The 17,528-nt window shown below is 56.7% G+C and carries 13 protein-coding genes; 6 read left to right on the plus strand and 7 right to left on the minus strand.

Going from position 1 to position 17,528, the window contains the following annotated elements; genetic code table 11:
- Nucleotides 1-105 precede the first annotated feature (105 nt).
- Together KYK14_RS08150 and KYK14_RS08155 are read right to left on the minus strand one after the other, a co-directional pair.
- Complete coding sequence (locus KYK14_RS08150; RefSeq protein ID WP_185280581.1) at nt 106-375, minus strand: hypothetical protein; 270 nt, start codon at nt 373-375, stop codon at nt 106-108.
- A gap of 95 nt (nt 376-470) precedes the next feature.
- A complete protein-coding gene (locus tag KYK14_RS08155) occupies nt 471-1,043 on the minus strand; it encodes an L-threonylcarbamoyladenylate synthase (RefSeq protein ID WP_219158382.1) in 573 nt (190 codons plus the stop codon).
- 231 nt (nt 1,044-1,274) lie between these two features.
- On the opposite strand from KYK14_RS08155, the gene KYK14_RS08160 reads away from it, so the two are divergent.
- The 3 genes from KYK14_RS08160 (at nt 1,275) to KYK14_RS08170 (ending at nt 3,754) form a co-directional block, all read left to right on the plus strand.
- The gene (locus tag KYK14_RS08160; protein ID WP_219158382.1) at nt 1,275-1,847 is read left to right on the plus strand and encodes an L-threonylcarbamoyladenylate synthase; all 573 of its coding nucleotides are present in this window, start codon (nt 1,275-1,277) and stop codon (nt 1,845-1,847) included.
- 95 nt (nt 1,848-1,942) lie between these two features.
- Nucleotides 1,943-2,212, plus strand: a complete 270-nt coding sequence (locus KYK14_RS08165) for a hypothetical protein (protein ID WP_185280581.1) — start codon at nt 1,943-1,945, stop codon at nt 2,210-2,212.
- Between the two features lie 126 nt (nt 2,213-2,338).
- Nucleotides 2,339-3,754 carry a CCA tRNA nucleotidyltransferase gene (locus KYK14_RS08170; protein WP_219158380.1) on the plus strand — a complete coding sequence of 472 codons (1,416 nt, stop codon included), beginning with the start codon at nt 2,339-2,341 and terminating at the stop codon, nt 3,752-3,754.
- A 332-nt stretch (nt 3,755-4,086) separates the two neighbouring features.
- On the opposite strand, the gene KYK14_RS08175 is transcribed toward KYK14_RS08170, so the two are convergent.
- On the minus strand, nt 4,087-6,780 hold the full coding sequence (locus KYK14_RS08175; RefSeq protein ID WP_219158378.1) for a GIN domain-containing protein: 2,694 nt from the start codon (nt 6,778-6,780) through the stop codon (nt 4,087-4,089).
- Between the two features lie 51 nt (nt 6,781-6,831).
- Entirely contained in the window at nt 6,832-7,185 is a 354-nt protein-coding gene (locus tag KYK14_RS08180; protein ID WP_185280578.1) for a PadR family transcriptional regulator, read from the minus strand.
- Between the two features lie 305 nt (nt 7,186-7,490).
- On the opposite strand from KYK14_RS08180, the gene KYK14_RS08185 reads away from it, so the two are divergent.
- Both KYK14_RS08185 and porU2 read left to right on the plus strand, forming a co-directional pair.
- Nucleotides 7,491-8,594 (plus strand): putative type IX sorting system protein PorV2, encoded by a 1,104-nt coding sequence (locus tag KYK14_RS08185; protein WP_208307088.1) that lies wholly within the window; start codon nt 7,491-7,493, stop codon nt 8,592-8,594.
- Nucleotides 8,595-8,638: 44 nt separating this feature from the next.
- Nucleotides 8,639-13,174, plus strand: coding sequence for a putative type IX secretion system sortase PorU2 (gene porU2 / locus KYK14_RS08190; RefSeq protein WP_219158376.1), 4,536 nt, complete (start codon nt 8,639-8,641; stop codon nt 13,172-13,174).
- A 155-nt stretch (nt 13,175-13,329) separates the two neighbouring features.
- Here porU2 and KYK14_RS08195 read toward each other — a convergent pair whose 3' ends face one another.
- The 3 genes from KYK14_RS08195 to KYK14_RS08205 all read right to left on the minus strand — a co-directional run bounded on the left by KYK14_RS08195 (nt 13,330) and on the right by KYK14_RS08205 (nt 16,219).
- Nucleotides 13,330-13,815, minus strand: coding sequence for a dihydrofolate reductase (locus KYK14_RS08195; RefSeq protein WP_219158374.1), 486 nt, complete (start codon nt 13,813-13,815; stop codon nt 13,330-13,332).
- 140 nt (nt 13,816-13,955) lie between these two features.
- The gene (fmt, locus tag KYK14_RS08200; protein ID WP_219158371.1) at nt 13,956-14,903 is read right to left on the minus strand and encodes a methionyl-tRNA formyltransferase; all 948 of its coding nucleotides are present in this window, start codon (nt 14,901-14,903) and stop codon (nt 13,956-13,958) included.
- Nucleotides 14,904-14,998: 95 nt separating this feature from the next.
- A complete protein-coding gene (locus KYK14_RS08205) occupies nt 14,999-16,219 on the minus strand; it encodes an exo-beta-N-acetylmuramidase NamZ family protein (RefSeq protein WP_219158369.1) in 1,221 nt (406 codons plus the stop codon).
- A gap of 50 nt (nt 16,220-16,269) precedes the next feature.
- Between KYK14_RS08205 and KYK14_RS22440 the strand changes: the two genes are divergently transcribed.
- The gene (locus tag KYK14_RS22440; RefSeq protein ID WP_185280572.1) at nt 16,270-17,487 is read left to right on the plus strand and encodes an ABC transporter permease; all 1,218 of its coding nucleotides are present in this window, start codon (nt 16,270-16,272) and stop codon (nt 17,485-17,487) included.
- Nucleotides 17,488-17,528 lie beyond the last annotated feature (41 nt).

A 17,528-nucleotide genomic window follows, 5' to 3' on the forward strand; every position in this document is an offset into this window, starting at 1 on the left:
CTAGAATGACGCATTTGCCGACACGCCAAACCAATGTGCTATCACAAAAAAAGCGCCCTCGGGATTTCCGAAGGCGCTTTTCGTAGGCAGTAGCCTACCAGGCAATTACTGCTTGGCAGGAGTCTCTTCTACCATCTTATCAGCCGGTACATCGCGCACTACAGCTGTATCGCCATTCTCGGGAGCCATTTCAGCGGCAGCCTTGTCGGTGCTATTTTCGATGGCATCGCCAGCGTTTTCAGTTGCATTAGCAGCATCGGTAGCAGCGCTTTCGGCGGTAGCCTCAGCGTTTTCCTGCGTTTTCTCCGAGCAAGAGGCCAGAGCGAAAGGAGCGAAAGCAGCCAGAACGAGCAGTGATTTGAAGGAGAATTTCATGGTCAAAAGTGAAAAGGTGAAGGAGTTGTTTAGACTTCATACCGCTACCCTGTCAAATGTAACCCGCTGTCGTGCTTACTTTTTTTATGCTCCGGTTAGCTACGTATCGTTTCCAACGTGCCATCCTCCTTTACTCGTACCACTCGCGAAGGAGCTACCCGCGTGTCGTCGTCCTGTCGCCAACTCACTACGTAGTCAACGGCACGGTCAATTTGCTTGTCTACTTCGCTGTAGATGGCCGGCGCCGGCTCCCCACTGCGGTTGGCCGAGGTCGACACCAGCCCGTGCCCCAGCCGGCGCACCAGCTTGTGGCAGAACTCATCGCGCGGAATGCGCAGGCCCACCGTGCCATCTGGCCCTACCAGCTGCGGCGCCACATATCGGCTGGCAGCTACTATATAGGTAGTGGGTCGCTCTTGGGCCGTCAGCAGCTCGGCCATATTATCGGGCACTACGGCGGCGTAGCGGGCAAACATGGCCTCATCGGCTACCAGTACAATGCTGGGTTTGCCCTCGGGCCTACCCTTCAGCTTGTAGAGCCGCTCCACGGCCTTTGTCGATTCGGCATCGCAGCCCAGGCCCCACACTGTATCGGTAGGGTAGAGAATGACTTGTTGCAGCAGCAGCGCGTCTACGGCCGCTTCCACTTCTTGTTGGAATAGATTCATGGGAATAGTAAAGTGGTGAGGTTGTGAAATTGTGAGTGGTGAAACCGGAACTGTCATCCTGAGCATGTGGCGCATCAAGCAGCGACGAAAGACTTTCTGCCAGTTGAACGAGTCGTTGTTACACTTGTCGTGCTGGCGTGTGAAGGTCCTCTGCAAGCGGACGCCAGATAGAGGATGACAGTTCCGGTTTCACCACTCACAATTTCACAACCTCACCACTTTACTATTCCCATGAATCTATTCCAACAAGAAGTGGAAGCGGCCGTAGACGCGCTGCTGCTGCAACAAGTCATTCTCTACCCTACCGATACAGTGTGGGGCCTGGGCTGCGATGCCGAATCGACAAAGGCCGTGGAGCGGCTCTACAAGCTGAAGGGTAGGCCCGAGGGCAAACCCAGCATTGTACTGGTAGCCGATGAGGCCATGTTTGCCCGCTACGCCGCCGTAGTGCCCGATAATATGGCCGAGCTGCTGACGGCCCAAGAGCGACCCACTACCTATATAGTAGCTGCCAGCCGATATGTGGCGCCGCAGCTGGTAGGGCCAGATGGCACGGTGGGCCTGCGCATTCCGCGCGATGAGTTCTGCCACAAGCTGGTGCGCCGGCTGGGGCACGGGCTGGTGTCGACCTCGGCCAACCGCAGTGGGGAGCCGGCGCCGGCCATCTACAGCGAAGTAGACAAGCAAATTGACCGTGCCGTTGACTACGTAGTGAGTTGGCGACAGGACGACGACACGCGGGTAGCTCCTTCGCGAGTGGTACGAGTAAAGGAGGATGGCACGTTGGAAACGATACGTAGCTAACCGGAGCATAAAAAAAGTAAGCACGACAGCGGGTTACATTTGACAGGGTAGCGGTATGAAGTCTAAACAACTCCTTCACCTTTTCACTTTTGACCATGAAATTCTCCTTCAAATCACTGCTCGTTCTGGCTGCTTTCGCTCCTTTCGCTCTGGCCTCTTGCTCGGAGAAAACGCAGGAAAACGCTGAGGCTACCGCCGAAAGCGCTGCTACCGATGCTGCTAATGCAACTGAAAACGCTGGCGATGCCATCGAAAATAGCACCGACAAGGCTGCCGCTGAAATGGCTCCCGAGAATGGCGATACAGCTGTAGTGCGCGATGTACCGGCTGATAAGATGGTAGAAGAGACTCCTGCCAAGCAGTAATTGCCTGGTAGGCTACTGCCTACGAAAAGCGCCTTCGGAAATCCCGAGGGCGCTTTTTTTGTGATAGCACATTGGTTTGGCGTGTCGGCAAATGCGTCATTCTAGGGGCGTTGCTACCTTTGCGGCATGAACAAGCCGCAGCTCCCCGACCTTCCCCTGTTTCATACCATTGCCGAAGCCGCCGGTGAGTTGGACTACCCCGCCTACGTGATTGGGGGCTACGTGCGCGATTTGGTGTTGGCCCGGCCCAGCAAAGATGTAGACGTGGTGTGCGTGGGCGATGGCATCCGGCTGGCGCAGGCCGTGGGCCGAAAGCTGCCCGGGCGGCCCCGCGTCACGGTGTTTAAGAACTTCGGTACGGCCATGCTGCCTACCCCCGAGATTGAGGTGGAGTTTGTGGGCGCCCGCAAGGAAAGCTACCGTGCCGAGAGCCGCAAACCGGAGGTAGAAGCTGGCACGCTGGAAGAAGACCTGGCCCGTCGTGATTTCACCATTAACGCGTTGGGCATCAGTTTGAATCCGGCGGATTTTGGCGCGCTGGTGGACCGCTACGATGGTATGGGCGACATCCAGCGCAAGACCATCCGTACCCCCCTCGACCCTGATATTACGTTCTCCGATGACCCGCTGCGCATGTTGCGCGCCATTCGGTTTGCTACCCAGCTCGATTTCGATATTGAGCCGGATACCTACGATGCCATTGCGCGCAACAAGGACCGCATCAAGATTGTGTCGCAGGAGCGCATCACCACCGAGCTGAACAAGATTATCCTGGCCGAGAAGCCTAGCTATGGCTTTAAGCTATTGTTTCAGTGTGGGTTGCTGCAATTGATTTTTCCGAAGATGGCCCAATTGCAGGGCGTGGAAAGGGTAGGGCAACATGCGCACAAGGATAACTTCTACCACACCCTACAGGTGCTCGACAATGTGGTGGCCACCGGCGCCGACCTGTGGCTACGCTGGGCCGCCATTCTGCACGACATCGCCAAACCTGCTACCAAGCGCTACGATAAGCGCGTAGGCTGGACTTTCCACGGCCACGAGGACAAAGGCGCCCGTTGGGTACCGCAGATTTTTGCTGATCTGAAACTGGCCCTAGGCGAAGAAATGCGCATGGTGCAGAAACTGGTACGTCTGCACCTGCGGCCCATTGCGCTGGTAAAGGAAATCGTGACCGACTCGGCCGTGCGCCGCCTGCTGTTCGAAGCCGGCGACGACATCGACCGCCTCATGCAGCTCTGCCGCGCCGATATCACTAGTAAGGACCACCAGCGCGTGGCGCGCTACCTGCGCAACTTCGATGTAGTAGAAGAAAAGCTGAAGGAGGTAGAAGAGAAAGACCACTTGCGTAACTTCAAGCCCGTCATCACCGGCGAAATTATCATGGAAACCTTCGGCCTGAAGCCAAGCCGCGAGGTAGGCGAGCTGAAGGAAGCCGTGCTGGAAGCCATCCTCGACGGCCGCGTACGCAACGAGTATGACGAAGCTTTTCCGCTGCTGCTGGAGCTTGGCGAGAAGAAAGGATTGGCAGTGGTGAAATAGGGGATGGTGAGTGAAAAATTACGTCTGTCATCCTGAGCATTCCGCGCATCAAGCGGCGACGAAGGACCTTCTGCCAGTGGAACGAGTCGTTGTTATGACCGTCGTTCTACCGTGAGAAGGTCCTTCGCAAGCTCAGGATGACAGAAGTCTTGCTATTCATAACTTCACTATTTCACCATTCAAAAAAGAGAAAGCCCTTTGCCCTTCCGTTGCAGCGGGGTAGGGAAAGGACTTTCTCGGGTCACGGGCTCACTCACCACAAACCAGCGACCCACTGACGGATTGTACTAGGGTAGATGGCGGTAGCCGCCAAAGCGTTGCCTGAGCGATAGTTATTCGCGGATAGGAACCAGGGAGGAGCCGCGGCTTACTTCCTTGGAGATGCGGCTGGGGTTGCCGGCATATTGCACCTCGCTGGCGCCGCTGAGGTCTACTTTCAGGCGTTCCTGCACGCGGGTTTTAGCGTTGCTGGCCCCCGATAGGTCAAAGTCGGCAGTGCGCGCGGTCATGCCTAGGGCGTCTATCTCACAGGCGCCGGAGCCATCCACGACCAGGTCGTTGGTTTGGCCGCGCAGGTGGGTTTGGCAAGCGCCGCTCAGGTCCAGCGACAGGCGCGTTGCATTCACGTCGAGGGTGGCGGCGCAGGCACCGTTTTGCTCCACGTTCAGATTGCGTGCGTCGCGGAAACCGGCTACATCGGCCTGGCAAGCACCGTTCAGCTCCAGTTTATCTAGGGTAGGCATTGTCACGCGTACCAGCACGGGGTTGCGGTTGCCCTTCCAATTCGACCAGAACCCGCGCTGTTGGTGCCGAATCAAGAGTTCGTCGCCGCTGGTTGACACCTGCAAATCGCGCAGGTCGCGGTCTTCGCCGGCTGCTTCTATCTTAAACTCGCTACCCTGGCGCACCAATACCCGGTAGGCGCCGTTGGCTTGAATGGTGTGGAAATCGGTGAAGGAATACGTGCGGCGGCCGTCGCCGTAGGAACTGAAATCGGTTGGAAAATCTGCCTTCGGGATGTCAATGTTCACTTTCACATTGCCGTTTTCATCGGTATCAGTATTGATACGAACACCACCTTCGGATTCGTTGACGCGCACGTCTATGCCGTCATTCTCATCGGTGTCCTGCTCGTCATCATTGGTGAAATCAGAATCAGCACACTCAAGGCAGTGCAGTTGGGTGCCAATGAGTTCGTAGGTGTGTGTGTCCGCGTTTTCAGGCTTTTCGTTGTTCACGAAGTTTTCGCTGTCCAGACGGTTCGCAAACTCTTTGCTCAGGCGGTAGCGCTTGTTTTGGGGTAGGCGCAGCGTCACGTCCAGGTCCTGGTCGCGGAAGCGGGCATCGGGTTGAAACGTGAAGAAATCATCGAGTACCAGCGTGGCGTTGTCGGTGGCGCGAGCGGTGTAGCGGATAGAGGTGCTGGCCGTACGAATGGCTTCCTGCTCCGTAGCGCCGCGCGCCGAGAGGTACTTCACCAGTTCCACCACTTGCCCGCTGTCGGCTTCTGTCAGGTTCAGATCCACCCATTTATGGCCGTCGTTGTGCGTGGTATGGTTATCCAGCAAAATGGTAGAGGCCGTGAGGGTAGGGAAACGCTCGGTCTGCGTCACCTCGCCTTCCATCTGGAAGTCGCGGCTAATGCGCACACCGGCTGCGCTGGCCCCTACCACGCTCAGTAACCACAGCCCTAGTAGGGAAAGGCCTGCAATGCGGCTCAGAACAGGCCGGCGCAAAATCAGCCCCAAGCCCAGCAGGAACATGGCCAACACCGGAATGGCCCCGGCGGCATAGAAAGCCAGCAACGCCCACGAAGGCACGCTATTGGTGAACAGGTAGGGAGGAAATGGACCGGTATGGATGAAGCCTTGCGACTCGGGCAACACGCCCAGACCCACGCCCAGTGCAATGGTGAAGGCCAGCAAAAAGCCAAACCCAGTTATTACTAGCAGTGCCCCAGCTACTACCCGAATTAAGGTGCCCACAAAGCCCACAGCAGGACGCAGATTGCGGCCGGCGCCTTCAATGAACGTACCGATAGGACGGCTACCGGGCGTAACTGCACCTTCTTCCGAAGCACGCAGGTTGCTGTCTAAGGCAGAGAGCGTCACGGCATCGCCACGCATCCGAAGACGGTCGGAGGCCGTTTTGGCCTCCGGTACCAGAATCCACAGAATGATGTAGAGGATGAACGTGAATCCTCCCACGAAAAGGCCTGCCAGCAACAACACCCGAATCAAGACAACATCGGTACGGAAGTAGGCCGCCAAACCAGCCGACACGCCGCCGATTTTACCGCTGTCAACGTCGCGGTAGAGCTTGCGGAAGTTGGGGTCTTCATCGCTCAGCACATTATCGTAGCGCTTGGGCAGTGCAATCCAGAGCACTATGTAGGCAATTACAGAGAAAGCCGATAGTTTTTCGCCCAACTCATCCAGCCAGCTGATATCGTCGAGAACAGGACCAGCGAGCAACACCCCTACAAACGCCAGCCGGAACCACAGCGGGTTGACGGTGAAGTAGCGGCCCAGGCCGGCGGCTACCCCAGCCACCTTGCGGTTGGCCATGTCGCGGGAGAGGCGGCGGGGTTCGTCGGTAGCGGCGGTGGTATTGCCAGGGTCAGCGGCATTTTTTGTGCTGCCGGTGTAGGCCCGGCCGCTGGCGCTGTTTGTGCTGCTGCCTGTAGTGCCGGTGTAGAAGCCTTCGGCGGTGCCGCTGGCCACGGCCGAGGCCAGAATTTCTTCGTCTTCCTCGGCCTCATCGGCGGCCTGAAAATCGCGTACGCGGCCCATCTTCGCTACCATCTGCTCCACGTCTTCCAGCGAAATAATCTGCTTGCTGGGCGAAAGCCGCGATACAAACAGCTCGGCAATGCGGCTCTCAATGTCGGCCACGATTTCCTCGTGTCCGCGGTAGCCAGAGAAGTGGGCTTTCACCTCGGCCAGGTAGCGGCCAAGGACTTCGTATCCATCTTCCTCGATGTGGAAGATGATGCCCTGAAGGTTGATGCTGATGTTCTTTTTCATCTCAGTGCTGCAACTAGTTCAAGTGAAAGGGAGTGGGGAGAGGGAGGCGGGCTAGGCCGCGTCGGAGGAGGGGGTAGGCGAGTGAGAGCGGATAATCCGAATGGACTCCTCTACTTCCTCCCAGGTCAGGCGTAGCTGGTGCAGAAACTCCTGCCCGGCCAGCGTGAGCGTGTAGTACTTGCGGGGCGGCCCGCTCGTCGATTCCTTCCAGGTATAATCCAGAAGGGCGGCATTCTTGAGGCGGGTGAGCAGCGGGTAGAGGGTGCCCTCCACCACAATCATGCGGGCTTGCGTGAGCTCCTCCAACATGTCGGAGGCATACACCTCGCCGCGGGCAATGATTTCCAGGATGCAGAATTCCAGAATGCCCTTCCGCATCTGCACTTGGGTGTTCTCTACTTTCATGGGCTGAGGACAGATATCGGTGAAGAATGAGACAAAGGTAACAGAAGGTACTATGTAACACAAGGTACTGTGTAAATATATTTTTGGTTGTCATTTCAGAAGATTTTTTTGTTCGGAAATGAGAAGCTATACCCAGTGTATTAATTGCCAAACGCTCTGACTATCAGTTAAGAAAGCACAACACTATGCATCGGCCCGATTTGTGCTAAACGCCAGCTGGTCGTTTTTGTCGAAAGCGCATAAGAATGAAGTAACTTGCGTTTCGGTCGTGGTCACGGCTTGCCATTTTACCCTAGTAGGATACTATGATGCACTTCTCCCGTTTCGCTACTCTCGGGTTGTTATTGTCTGGGTTAGCCTTGGGGCAAACTGTTAAGGCTCAGAGCACAACGCCAAAATACAGCAACGAATTTCTGAATCTTGGCGTGGGTGGCCGGGCGCTGGGTATGGGCAATGTGCAGGTGGCTCTAGCCTCCGATGCCACCGCTGGCTACTGGAATCCGGCCGGCCTCACGCAGCAAAAAAATAAGTACGACGCCGTGCTCATGCACTCCGAGCTGTTCTCGGGCATCATCAAAAACGACTACGCAGCTTTCTCCATGCCCCTCGACGAGCAGAGCGCCATCGGCGCCAGCCTCGTGCGGCTGGGGGTAGACGATATTGCCGACACGCGCAATCTGGTGAACGAGTACGGCCAGATTGACTACGGCCGCATTACCTACTTCTCCATTGCCGATTACGCCATGCTGCTGTCCTACGCCCGCAAGATCGGGAGCGTGGAGGGCTTGTCGGTAGGGGCGAATGCCAAGATCATCTACCGCAATGTGGGCGATTATGCCAATGCTTGGGGCTTTGGTATCGACGCGGGCGTGCAGTACAATCACGCCGGCTGGCAACTGGGCCTGATGGCCCGCGACATTACCACTACCTACAACGCTTGGTCTATCAACGCGGATAAGTTTCGGCAGACGCTGGTACCCGGCGAGGCCATGCCCAAGGGCGGCCCTGAGGTAACGCTGCCCCGTTTCATCCTGGGCGCCGCCCGCCTGATTAAGCTGCCAGGTGAGTTCACGGCCCTACCCGCCCTAGACCTGGAAATGACCACAGATGGCCAGCGCAACACCCTGATTTCATCCAGCGCTGTGAGCATCGACCCGCGCGCGGGTATTGAAATTGGGTACAGCAACCTGGTGTACCTGCGCGGTGGGGTAGGAAATTTTCAGAAGATCAAGTCCTTCAAAAGTACCACGCAGGAAGACTGGCACGCCCAGCCTAGCCTGGGGGTAGGGGTGGCCCTCAGCGGCCTGCGCCTCGATCTGGCCCTCTCGCGCCTGGCCGTGGAAAACACGGGTGGCAGCGCTTCCCAGACCAACTCTGTTATCGTGTCGCTGGGCTACGGCTTCAAATAAACGCGACTTCGACTTTTAGCTACATGATAGATTATCTGGTTTCTATGAAACACGCATACGTTTGGAAGGTACGTGGGCTGTGGCAACGCTTGTTACTGGTGTTGGTGTTTCTGCTGGGCGCTCAGCAGCTGCTAGCCCAATCCGGGGCCTACGGCAACGAATGGATTGTGCCCGGACAGCAGTACTACAAGATACAAACCGTGCGCGACGGCCTTTACCGTCTCGACAATGCCTACCTCGCGCAAGCTGGCATTAATGGGGTAAATCCCAGTCAGTTTCAGCTGTGGCGGCGCGGTCAGCAAGTGGCTATCTACGTGGGCGGCAACGCCACCACGCAAGATGCCAGCACCTATATTGAGTTCTTTGGGCAGGGCAACGACGCCAAGCTAGACCGTGGTATGTATAAGCAGGCTCAAGACCAAGCTCAGCCTTATTACAGCCTTTATACCGATACGGCCGCCTATTTCCTGACATGGTCCAGCGCATCCCAGGCGAAGCGTATGGTCCAGCCGGCGGCCGCAGCTCCGGGTACGGCTGCGCCGTATTGGTTGCGCCCGGAGTTGCAGGTGCACGGATATAATTACGCCGACGTAGATGAAATAGCCTATCTGTTTCAACCATGGGCTGAGCCTGGAGAGGGATTTTTCTCTGGACAGATGAATACAAATGGTTATACTTTCCCGATAGGGACGGAGCAGCGTCAGAGTTTTGCAAATGGAGCGCGTTTAGAAACACAGCTGGTTGGCAGTTCTAAGGCGAATCATATTATTGAAGTAGCTGTTGAGCAGCCCTCTGGTACCCGGCGGCTGTTAGGTACCGAACGGTTTGATAACTATGCCAACCGTAAGGTATCCTACACCTTACAACCCGCCGATGTGCGGCCTGATGGTACTATTCGCGTACAGATTAAGCCTACAAATACGGCTGCAGGACAACGCGACTTTGTACGCATTGCCTATTTTAAAGTAACATATCCTCAAACAGCACGCTGGATTGCCAACCGGGCAAGCCGCTACTTCCAAAGCGACTCTACGCTAAATACGCCTGCTTACTACGTGCTTGATAGTATTCCCGCCAGTGTGTATGGCTATGACGTAACGGACCCATATGCTGTACAGCGTATCACGGGCACTGCTGCCACAGGAGCAAAGCGCGGTTTCTACTTTCCATCCGCTGGCGCTACCAACACTCGGCGCCTGCTTTTGGCTGATACAGAAAGACCTTTATTGCCTACACTGCCGGCTCGACGTGTCAATTTTCTGGCATTGCAGCCTACTATGGCAAATTATATTATCATCACTAGCCCTACGCAGATGTTGCCAGCGGGTGGCATTGCCAATCCTGCTCAAGCTTATGCTGATTACCGGGCATCGGCTGCTGGTGGTAAATATGATGTGTTGATGGTGACCAGCCAACAGCTCTACGACCAGTTCCACTACGGCGAGAAGTCGGCGCTGGCATTAAGGCAGTTTGCTCTGTGGATGCTTACAGATAAGAGTCGTGAGAAATATCTGTTGTTGCTGGGTAAGGGCTACCATGTAGGCGAAGGTATCAGCGGAAACTACCCACGCAATATACCTGGGTTGGAGCAGGTGCCTACTAGTACGCGGAGCGCCTCCGATATATTCTTTACTGCCGACTGGCCCAATAATAATTACACAGCAGGCATGGTTACCGGGCGCATTTCCGCCTCCACCTCACAGCAGACAGTTAATTATCTGAACAAGCTGAAAGAGCACGAAGCCTTGGGGTTAGAACCCTGGCGGAAAAATGCGCTCAACCTTTCGGGTGGAGAGAATGCAGCAAATTATATAGAGTTTAATCAATACATTGATAAGTATAAGAAGCTGATTGAAGCTCCTTGCTTTGGTGGGCAGGTAGTGAAAACCTACCGCCGTTCAGAGCTCGGTACTGTTGGCTCATTTCCAGTAGGTATCAATATTTCCAATGAGTTAAATAAGGGATTGTCGCTGATTACCTACTTCGGCCACGGCTCTCCTATGACCCTAGACTTAGATATAGGTAACGTCTACGATGCTACCAAAAATTACAACAATAAGGGGAAATACCCAGTGATGTTTGTGAATGGCTGCGCGGCGGGCAATACCTATGTGCCTTACGCCACGCTGTGCGAGAATTGGGTCTTTGCCCCCGATAAGGGCTTTGTAGGTTTCATGTGCGAATCGGGTTTTGGCTTCTCCAACGACTTGGACGAAAGCCAAACGCTGATGTATAAGCTGTTGCTAAACGACCCGGCCTGGTATGGTAAGCCCGTGGCGCGGGTGTGGAACGAGGTGGCGCGCCGCTTACAACCCATTGCGCAGTACAGCCTCTCTACGGCGTCCAACCTGATGTGCACCATCTGGCAGGGCGACCCAGCCCTACGGCTATTCTCACCCGCCAAGCCCGATCTGGTCATCACCAACGACAGTCTGCACATCCCCGCAGCAGCCAACGGGCAGCCCGTGCTAGCTTCGGCAGAGTCGTTTAAGCTCGTTATTAATGCGGGCAACCTAGGGAGTCTATGCGGTGCCGAGAAAGTGGACGTTTGCGTGACGCGCAAGTACCCCGCTACCTCTGGCCGCAAAGACGACGCGTATAGCTTCTCCTTCACCTCTACCCAGCGCGACAACACCTACACGGTAGACATTCCGAATACAGGCGATGTATTTGGCGAAAATACGTTTGTTGTAAAGCTCGATTGCAACACCCTGATAGATGAGCTGGATGAGACCAATAACGAAGCACAGCTGAAGTACAACTTCCTGCGCGGCGGCGTTACGGCCCTCACGCCTACAGAGTTTGCTGTTGTGCCCTCGGGAGCGGTGCGGCTGGTGGGGCAGAGCAATCTGCTGAGTGCCGAGCCACGGCTGTTTGATATGGAGTTGGATACGGTACCTACCTTCAACAGCCCCTTGGTACAGCGCAACAACACGGTTTCGGGGCGGCAGCTGGCCAGTTGGGCAGCTACTGTGCCTACCATTGCCGGGCGCGACAGTGTGGTGTGGTACTGGCGCCTGCGCCTGCAAACGCCACAGTCTGAAGAAAGTAATGCCTGGGCTACCAGCTCGTTCCGGGTGATTCCGGGTACTACGGGTGGTTGGTCGCAGAGCCATTACGGGCAATTTGAGCGCAACACGCAGCAGCGCGTAACCGTGGCGGCGCCCAATGGCCGTTGGAGCTTCGCGGAGGCCGATGGCGGTAGTGGGGTAGTAACTTCTACCCTCATCGGGCCGGCGCAGCAGTGGACCACTCTGTTTCATACCGTACGCACGCAGGAAAACGACAGCTACACATTGCGTCTGCTAGGCGTAGATGCTACAGGTGCTACCACCGTACTGAATCCTGATGTCACTAGCCGCGCCCACTCGCTGGCCGATGTATCTGCTGCGCGCTATCCCTACCTGCAACTGCAAGTGATACTGCGCGATACCCTTAACCACACTGCACCGCAGCTCAAACAGTTGTTGGTGACGTACCAGGGCGTGCCCGAAGGCGTGATACGCCCTGATTTGGCTGCCACGGATGCCTACACAGCCGCCACACTCACCAAGCAGGCTACCAGCGGCACGCTTAGCTTCCCGGTATACTTCCAGAATATTTCTACTACGGATTTTGGTACACCGCTGAAGGCGGAGGTTACTCTGCGGGATGCTGCCAACCGTACCAGCACTACGCTGGTAGAATACAAAGGAGGCGTACTGAAAGCCGGAGAAACTGCTAAGATTGACGTGACAGCCAACGTAGTGAACCTGGCTACCGGCGTCGTGACGGGCTCCGTGAACGTAAACCCCCGCCTGCTGCCCGAGCAGTACTACTTCAACAACCAGCTGGTACTGCCAAGCTTCAACGTGAACAATAGCAGCACGCCGCCTACCCTCGATGTGGCCTTTGATGGGCAGCACATCTTGAATGGTGACATCGTATCGCCCTCACCGGTGGTAACGGTGCAGCTGCAAAACAACAACCTGCTACGGCCGGTGAAGGAAGCTAGCAACTTCAGCCTGTTTCTGGTGAAGCCGGGTGAAAGCAATGCCACGGAAATTAATATGAACTCATCGGCGGTGGCCTTTCTGGCCGATTCGGCGAAGGGACTGGCGCGCATTGAGTACCGCCCCAGCACAGCGCTAGCCGATGGTAAATACACGCTCATCGCGCAAGGCCGCGACGCCTCCGGTAGCGCGGCAGGCAGCCAGGAATACCGCGTGACGTTCGAGGTTATCAACGAATCGACCATCACCAACGTGTATCCCTACCCTAACCCCATGACCAGCAAGGCCAAGTTTGTCTTCACGCTGACAGGGGCGCAGGTGCCGCGCAACATGAAGATTCAGATTCTGAGCTTAACGGGCAGGGTAGTGCGAGAAATCATGATGGCCGAGCTGGGCCCGTTGCGCATCGGCAACAACATCTCCGACTACTCCTGGGATGGCACCGATGAGTTCGGCGACCGGCTTGCCAACGGCACCTACCTCTACCGCGTGGTACTCGACGACCCCAACAAAGACTTCCAGCACCGCACCACCGCCGGCGACAAAGCCTTCAAGAAAGACTGGGGTAAAATCGTGCTGTTGCGGTAGCGAGTGACTGAATGAATAAAAGTAGCCTGTCATCCTGAGCTTGCGAAGGACCTTCTCACGGTAGAACGAGTCGTTAGTACGATAATCGTTCAACTGGCATAAGGTCCTTCGCTCCGCTCAGGATGACAGGCTACTTTTATTCATTCAGCCACTCCCTACCTCCTCCGCAACGTCACAAAGCTGTAGGGGAAGGCGTGCTTGAGGTCGGGCTCGTGCCGCTCGCGGGTTTCTTCCTGCCATTCGGTGCGGTTGAGGTCGGGGAAAAGGGCGTCGCCCTCCACGGTTTGGTGTACCTCCGTGAGGAAAATAGTGTCGGCGGTGGGTAGGGCTTGGCGGTAGATTTCAGCTCCGCCAATGATAAAAATATCCTCGTCGAAGGTCTGGGCTAACTCCACTGCGGCGGGTACGGAATTGGCCATTTCGCAGCCTGTGGGCTGCCAGTCGGTTTGCCGCGTCACCACGATGTTTTGCCGGTTGGGCAAGGGCTTGCCGATCGACTCAAACGTGCGACGGCCCATTACAATGGGGTGACCTGAAGTGAGTTGCTTGAAATGCTTGAGGTCGTTGGGCAGGTGCCAGGGTAAGGTATTTTCTTGGCCGATAACGCCGTTTTCGGCTACGGCTACGATGAGGGCTATCATGAGGTAAGGTGGTGAAGTGGTGAACAAAATACGCGTGTCATCCTAAGCTTGCGAAGGACCTTATGCTCGCAGAACGAGTCATTCTTACGCCTGCTGTTCTTTCGTGAGAAGATCCTTCGCAAGCTCAGGATGACAGAACTTCACGACTTCAACAGTTCACTGTTAAACCCACGCAGAAAGTCCTGTATGGGCATGCGTTTTTTACCCTCCAGTTGCACGTCAAGTAGGTCGAGCATGCCAGCCGTAGTGGCAATGCGCAGGTAGGTGCGGCCATCGGTGGCCCAGGAACCGGGTACGGCGGGTTGGGGCGTGATGGCCTCCTCGGGCGTCACCACGCGGGCGCGGAAGATTTTTAGCGTGCGTCCGTCGGGCAACTGCGTGAAAGCTGTGGGGAAGGGCGACAGGCCGCGAATGCGGTTCACCAACGCCAGCGCGGGCTGCTGGAAATCTAGTCGGCCGGTTTCCTTGCTGATTTTGGGAGCTGTGCGTAGGGTAGGGCTGTGTGATTGGGGCGTGGTGGGTACGTTGCCGGCTGCTACGGCCTGCACCGTACGTAGGGCCAGCGCCGCCCCAGCTACTTTCAGCTTTTCGTAGAGCGAGCCGAAGTCGTCCTCGGGCTTAATGTCGACCACATCCTGCAAAATCAGGTCGCCGGTGTCAATTTCGTGTTGCAGGAAAAAGGACGTGACGCCGGTTTGGGTTTCGCCCTCAATAAGTGCCCAGTTGATGGGCGCCGCGCCCCGGTACTGAGGTAGGAGCGAAGCATGAATGTTCAAAGAACCCAAACGAGGCATGGCCCACACGGCCTCGGGCAGCATCCGAAACGCTACGACCACCTGCAAATCGGCGGCGTAGCTGCGCAGCTCCTCCTGAAACGCCGGCGACTTCAGGTTGGTGGGTTGTAGCACCGGCACGCCGTGCGCCACCGCCGCTTGCTTCACGGCCGACTCCTGGAGCTGTCGGCCACGTCCGGCGGGTTTGTCGGGCGCCGTTATCACGGCTACCACTTCGCAGCCGGGCCAGGTAAGCAGTGTTTCTAATGTAGGCACCGCAAAATCGGGCGTGCCCATGAAAATAATTCGAAGCATACAGGGTAGGGGCGCGTTGCACGCACCCATCGTTGAACAAAAGGTTTGAAAGGGGCTATGATGCAGCGCGGACGACGGGCGCCTGCAAGGCGCCCCTACGATTCAGGATACAGCAAATACTTTTTGCGCAGTTGCTTGTACTGGCTTAGCCCCGGCTCCCACGATTTGCGAATTTCTGCCTCGGTTTTGCCAGCAATAATTTGCGGGCGCAGCTCCTTGGTGCCAGCCAGCCGCTCGAAGCCTTTGTTGAAAAACTGGTCTTTGGCGGTGCTTTGCTGGTAGAAATCAAGCAGGTAGCGAAGCGTGAAGCCTTCTACCTTCGCATCGTGCAGGTTCACACCGCGGCAGGTCTGACCTTTTTGCGGTGGATCGGTGGAGCCAGGGTTGGGGGTAGGCACAAACGTGAAGGGTCGCGAGGCGGGTTGTTTGGGACTACCCAAAATCTCGAATGGCGTGTTGGTGCCGCGGCCTACGCTCACATCGGTGCCCTCAAAAAGACACAGCGAGGGGTAGAGGGCTACGCTCTGCGCGGTGGGTAGGTTGGGGGAGGGACGCACCGGTAGCTCGTAGCGCGTGGCGTGGGTGTAGCCCGCCACCGGCACCACCGTAAGCTTGCACTGTACGCCGCCAGCCAGCCAATTCTCGCCATTCAGCATCTGGGCCAGCTCGCCTACCGTGAGGCCGTGCACGATGGGTAGCGGGTCGAGGCCGACGAAGGACTTGAGCGCCGGGTCCAGCACGGGGCCATCCACGTACCAGCCATTGGGGTTGGGGCGGTCCAGCACTACCACTTCCTTACCCTGCTCGGCGGCGGCTTCCATCACATAGTGCAGCGTGCTGATGAAGGTGTAGAAGCGCGTGCCCACGTCTTGGATGTCGAAAATCAACACATCCAAGTCTTGCAGCATCTCGGGGGTAGGCTTTTTGGTGGCGCCGTAGAGGCTGCGCACCGGCAGGCCGCTGCGGGCATCTTTGCCATCCTTGATGGTGGCACCGTCGGCCGCCTCTCCCCGGAAACCGTGCTCGGGCGCGAAAATCGTTTTCACGCCTACCCCCTGCGCCAGCAGCGTATCTACGAGGTAGGCCTGGCCCACGCGCGAAGTTTGATTGACCACCAAACCCACGCGTTTACCTTTCAGCTGGGGCAGGTAGCGGCTGAACTGCGCCGCGCCTACCTGCAACGCGGGAGCCACAGGGGCTGCGCTAGCAGGCGCCGGCGGGGTAGGCGGAGTGACCGTTGCGGGCGGGGCGGTGCGGCTGCAATCGGTGGCGAGTAGGGCGAGGCTCAGCAGGCCGGGAAGAAAGGAAACTGTCATGACAAGAAAAGGGGCTAGAAAACTGCCCGCAGACGCGTAGCTTTACGGCAGTGAACGTCTCGCAGTACATATCCCACAAGATTGATGGGGCCGACTCAGGTTCTTTTACCTCGTCGGTGACAAAAATAGCCATTATCAGCATTGCCATGGGCTTGGCGGTGATGATTGTGTCGTTTGCCATCCTGGAAGGCTTCCGCAACGAAATTCAGAATAAGATTTTCTCGTTCGGGGCGCACCTGCAAATCACCAAGTACGATACCAACAACTCCCTGGAGGTGGCGCCCATCAACGGGCAGCGGCTGACGCAGGAGCTGCGTACGTTTCCGCAGGTGAAAACTGTGCAGCCGTTTGCCATCAAAACGGCCATCATTAAAACCCGCGATGAGGTGCTGGGCGTGGTGCTCAAGGGCATCGACGAGCCGCAGGCCGGTAGCTCGCCTATGCGCCAGAACCTGGTGGCCGGCAAGTTCCTGACGTTTCCCGACACGGCTGCCAGCGACGACGTGCTGCTCTCGCGCAAGGTGGCCGACAAGCTGCGCCTGAAGGTAGGCGACGAGGCACTGTTTTACTTCATCCAGAACCCGCCCCGCATCCGGCGCTTCAAGGTCAGCGGTATCTACCAAACCGGCCTCGACGAGTTCGACGAGGTGTATGTTATTGGCGATATTCGGCAGATCCGCGACCTGCGCGCCTGGCCCGATTCGCTGGTGGGCGGTATGGAAGTGGTGCTGCGCGACTTCCAGCAGCTCAACCCGGTGGCCGACAATATGTACGAGCAGCTACCTTACGACCTAAAGCTCGACAAAATTACGGAGCAGTATCAGCAACTATTTGACTGGCTGAAGCTGCTCAACCGCAACGTGGTTATCTTCCTGGTACTCATTATTGTAGTGGCAACGTTCAATATGATTGCCACCATCTTCATCATGATTCTGGAGCGCACCAACATGATTGGGGTGCTGAAGGCCATTGGGGCCACCGACAACCAGATTCGGAGCATGTTTTTCTTCCGCGGCCTGAGCCTCACGGTGCGTGGCATGCTGTGGGGCAACGTGATTGGGCTGGGATTCTGCGCGGTGCAGTACTTTTTCCACGTCATCCCCCTCGACCCCGAGAACTACTATATGGACCGTGTGCCGATTCACTGGGACCTGTTTATCATTGTGGTGCTGAACGTGGCCACCTTCTTGGCCTCGCTGCTGGCCGTGCTGGTGCCTACCTACCTTATCTCGCGGATTCGGCCGGTTACAGCCATCAAATTTGATTAGTGTAAGTCTTTATTCTGACAAAAAGGGTCAGCCGCTGAATG

The sequence above is a fragment of the Hymenobacter profundi genome, assembly GCF_019334315.1.
Taxonomy (GTDB): Bacteria; Bacteroidota; Bacteroidia; order Cytophagales; family Hymenobacteraceae; genus Hymenobacter; species Hymenobacter profundi.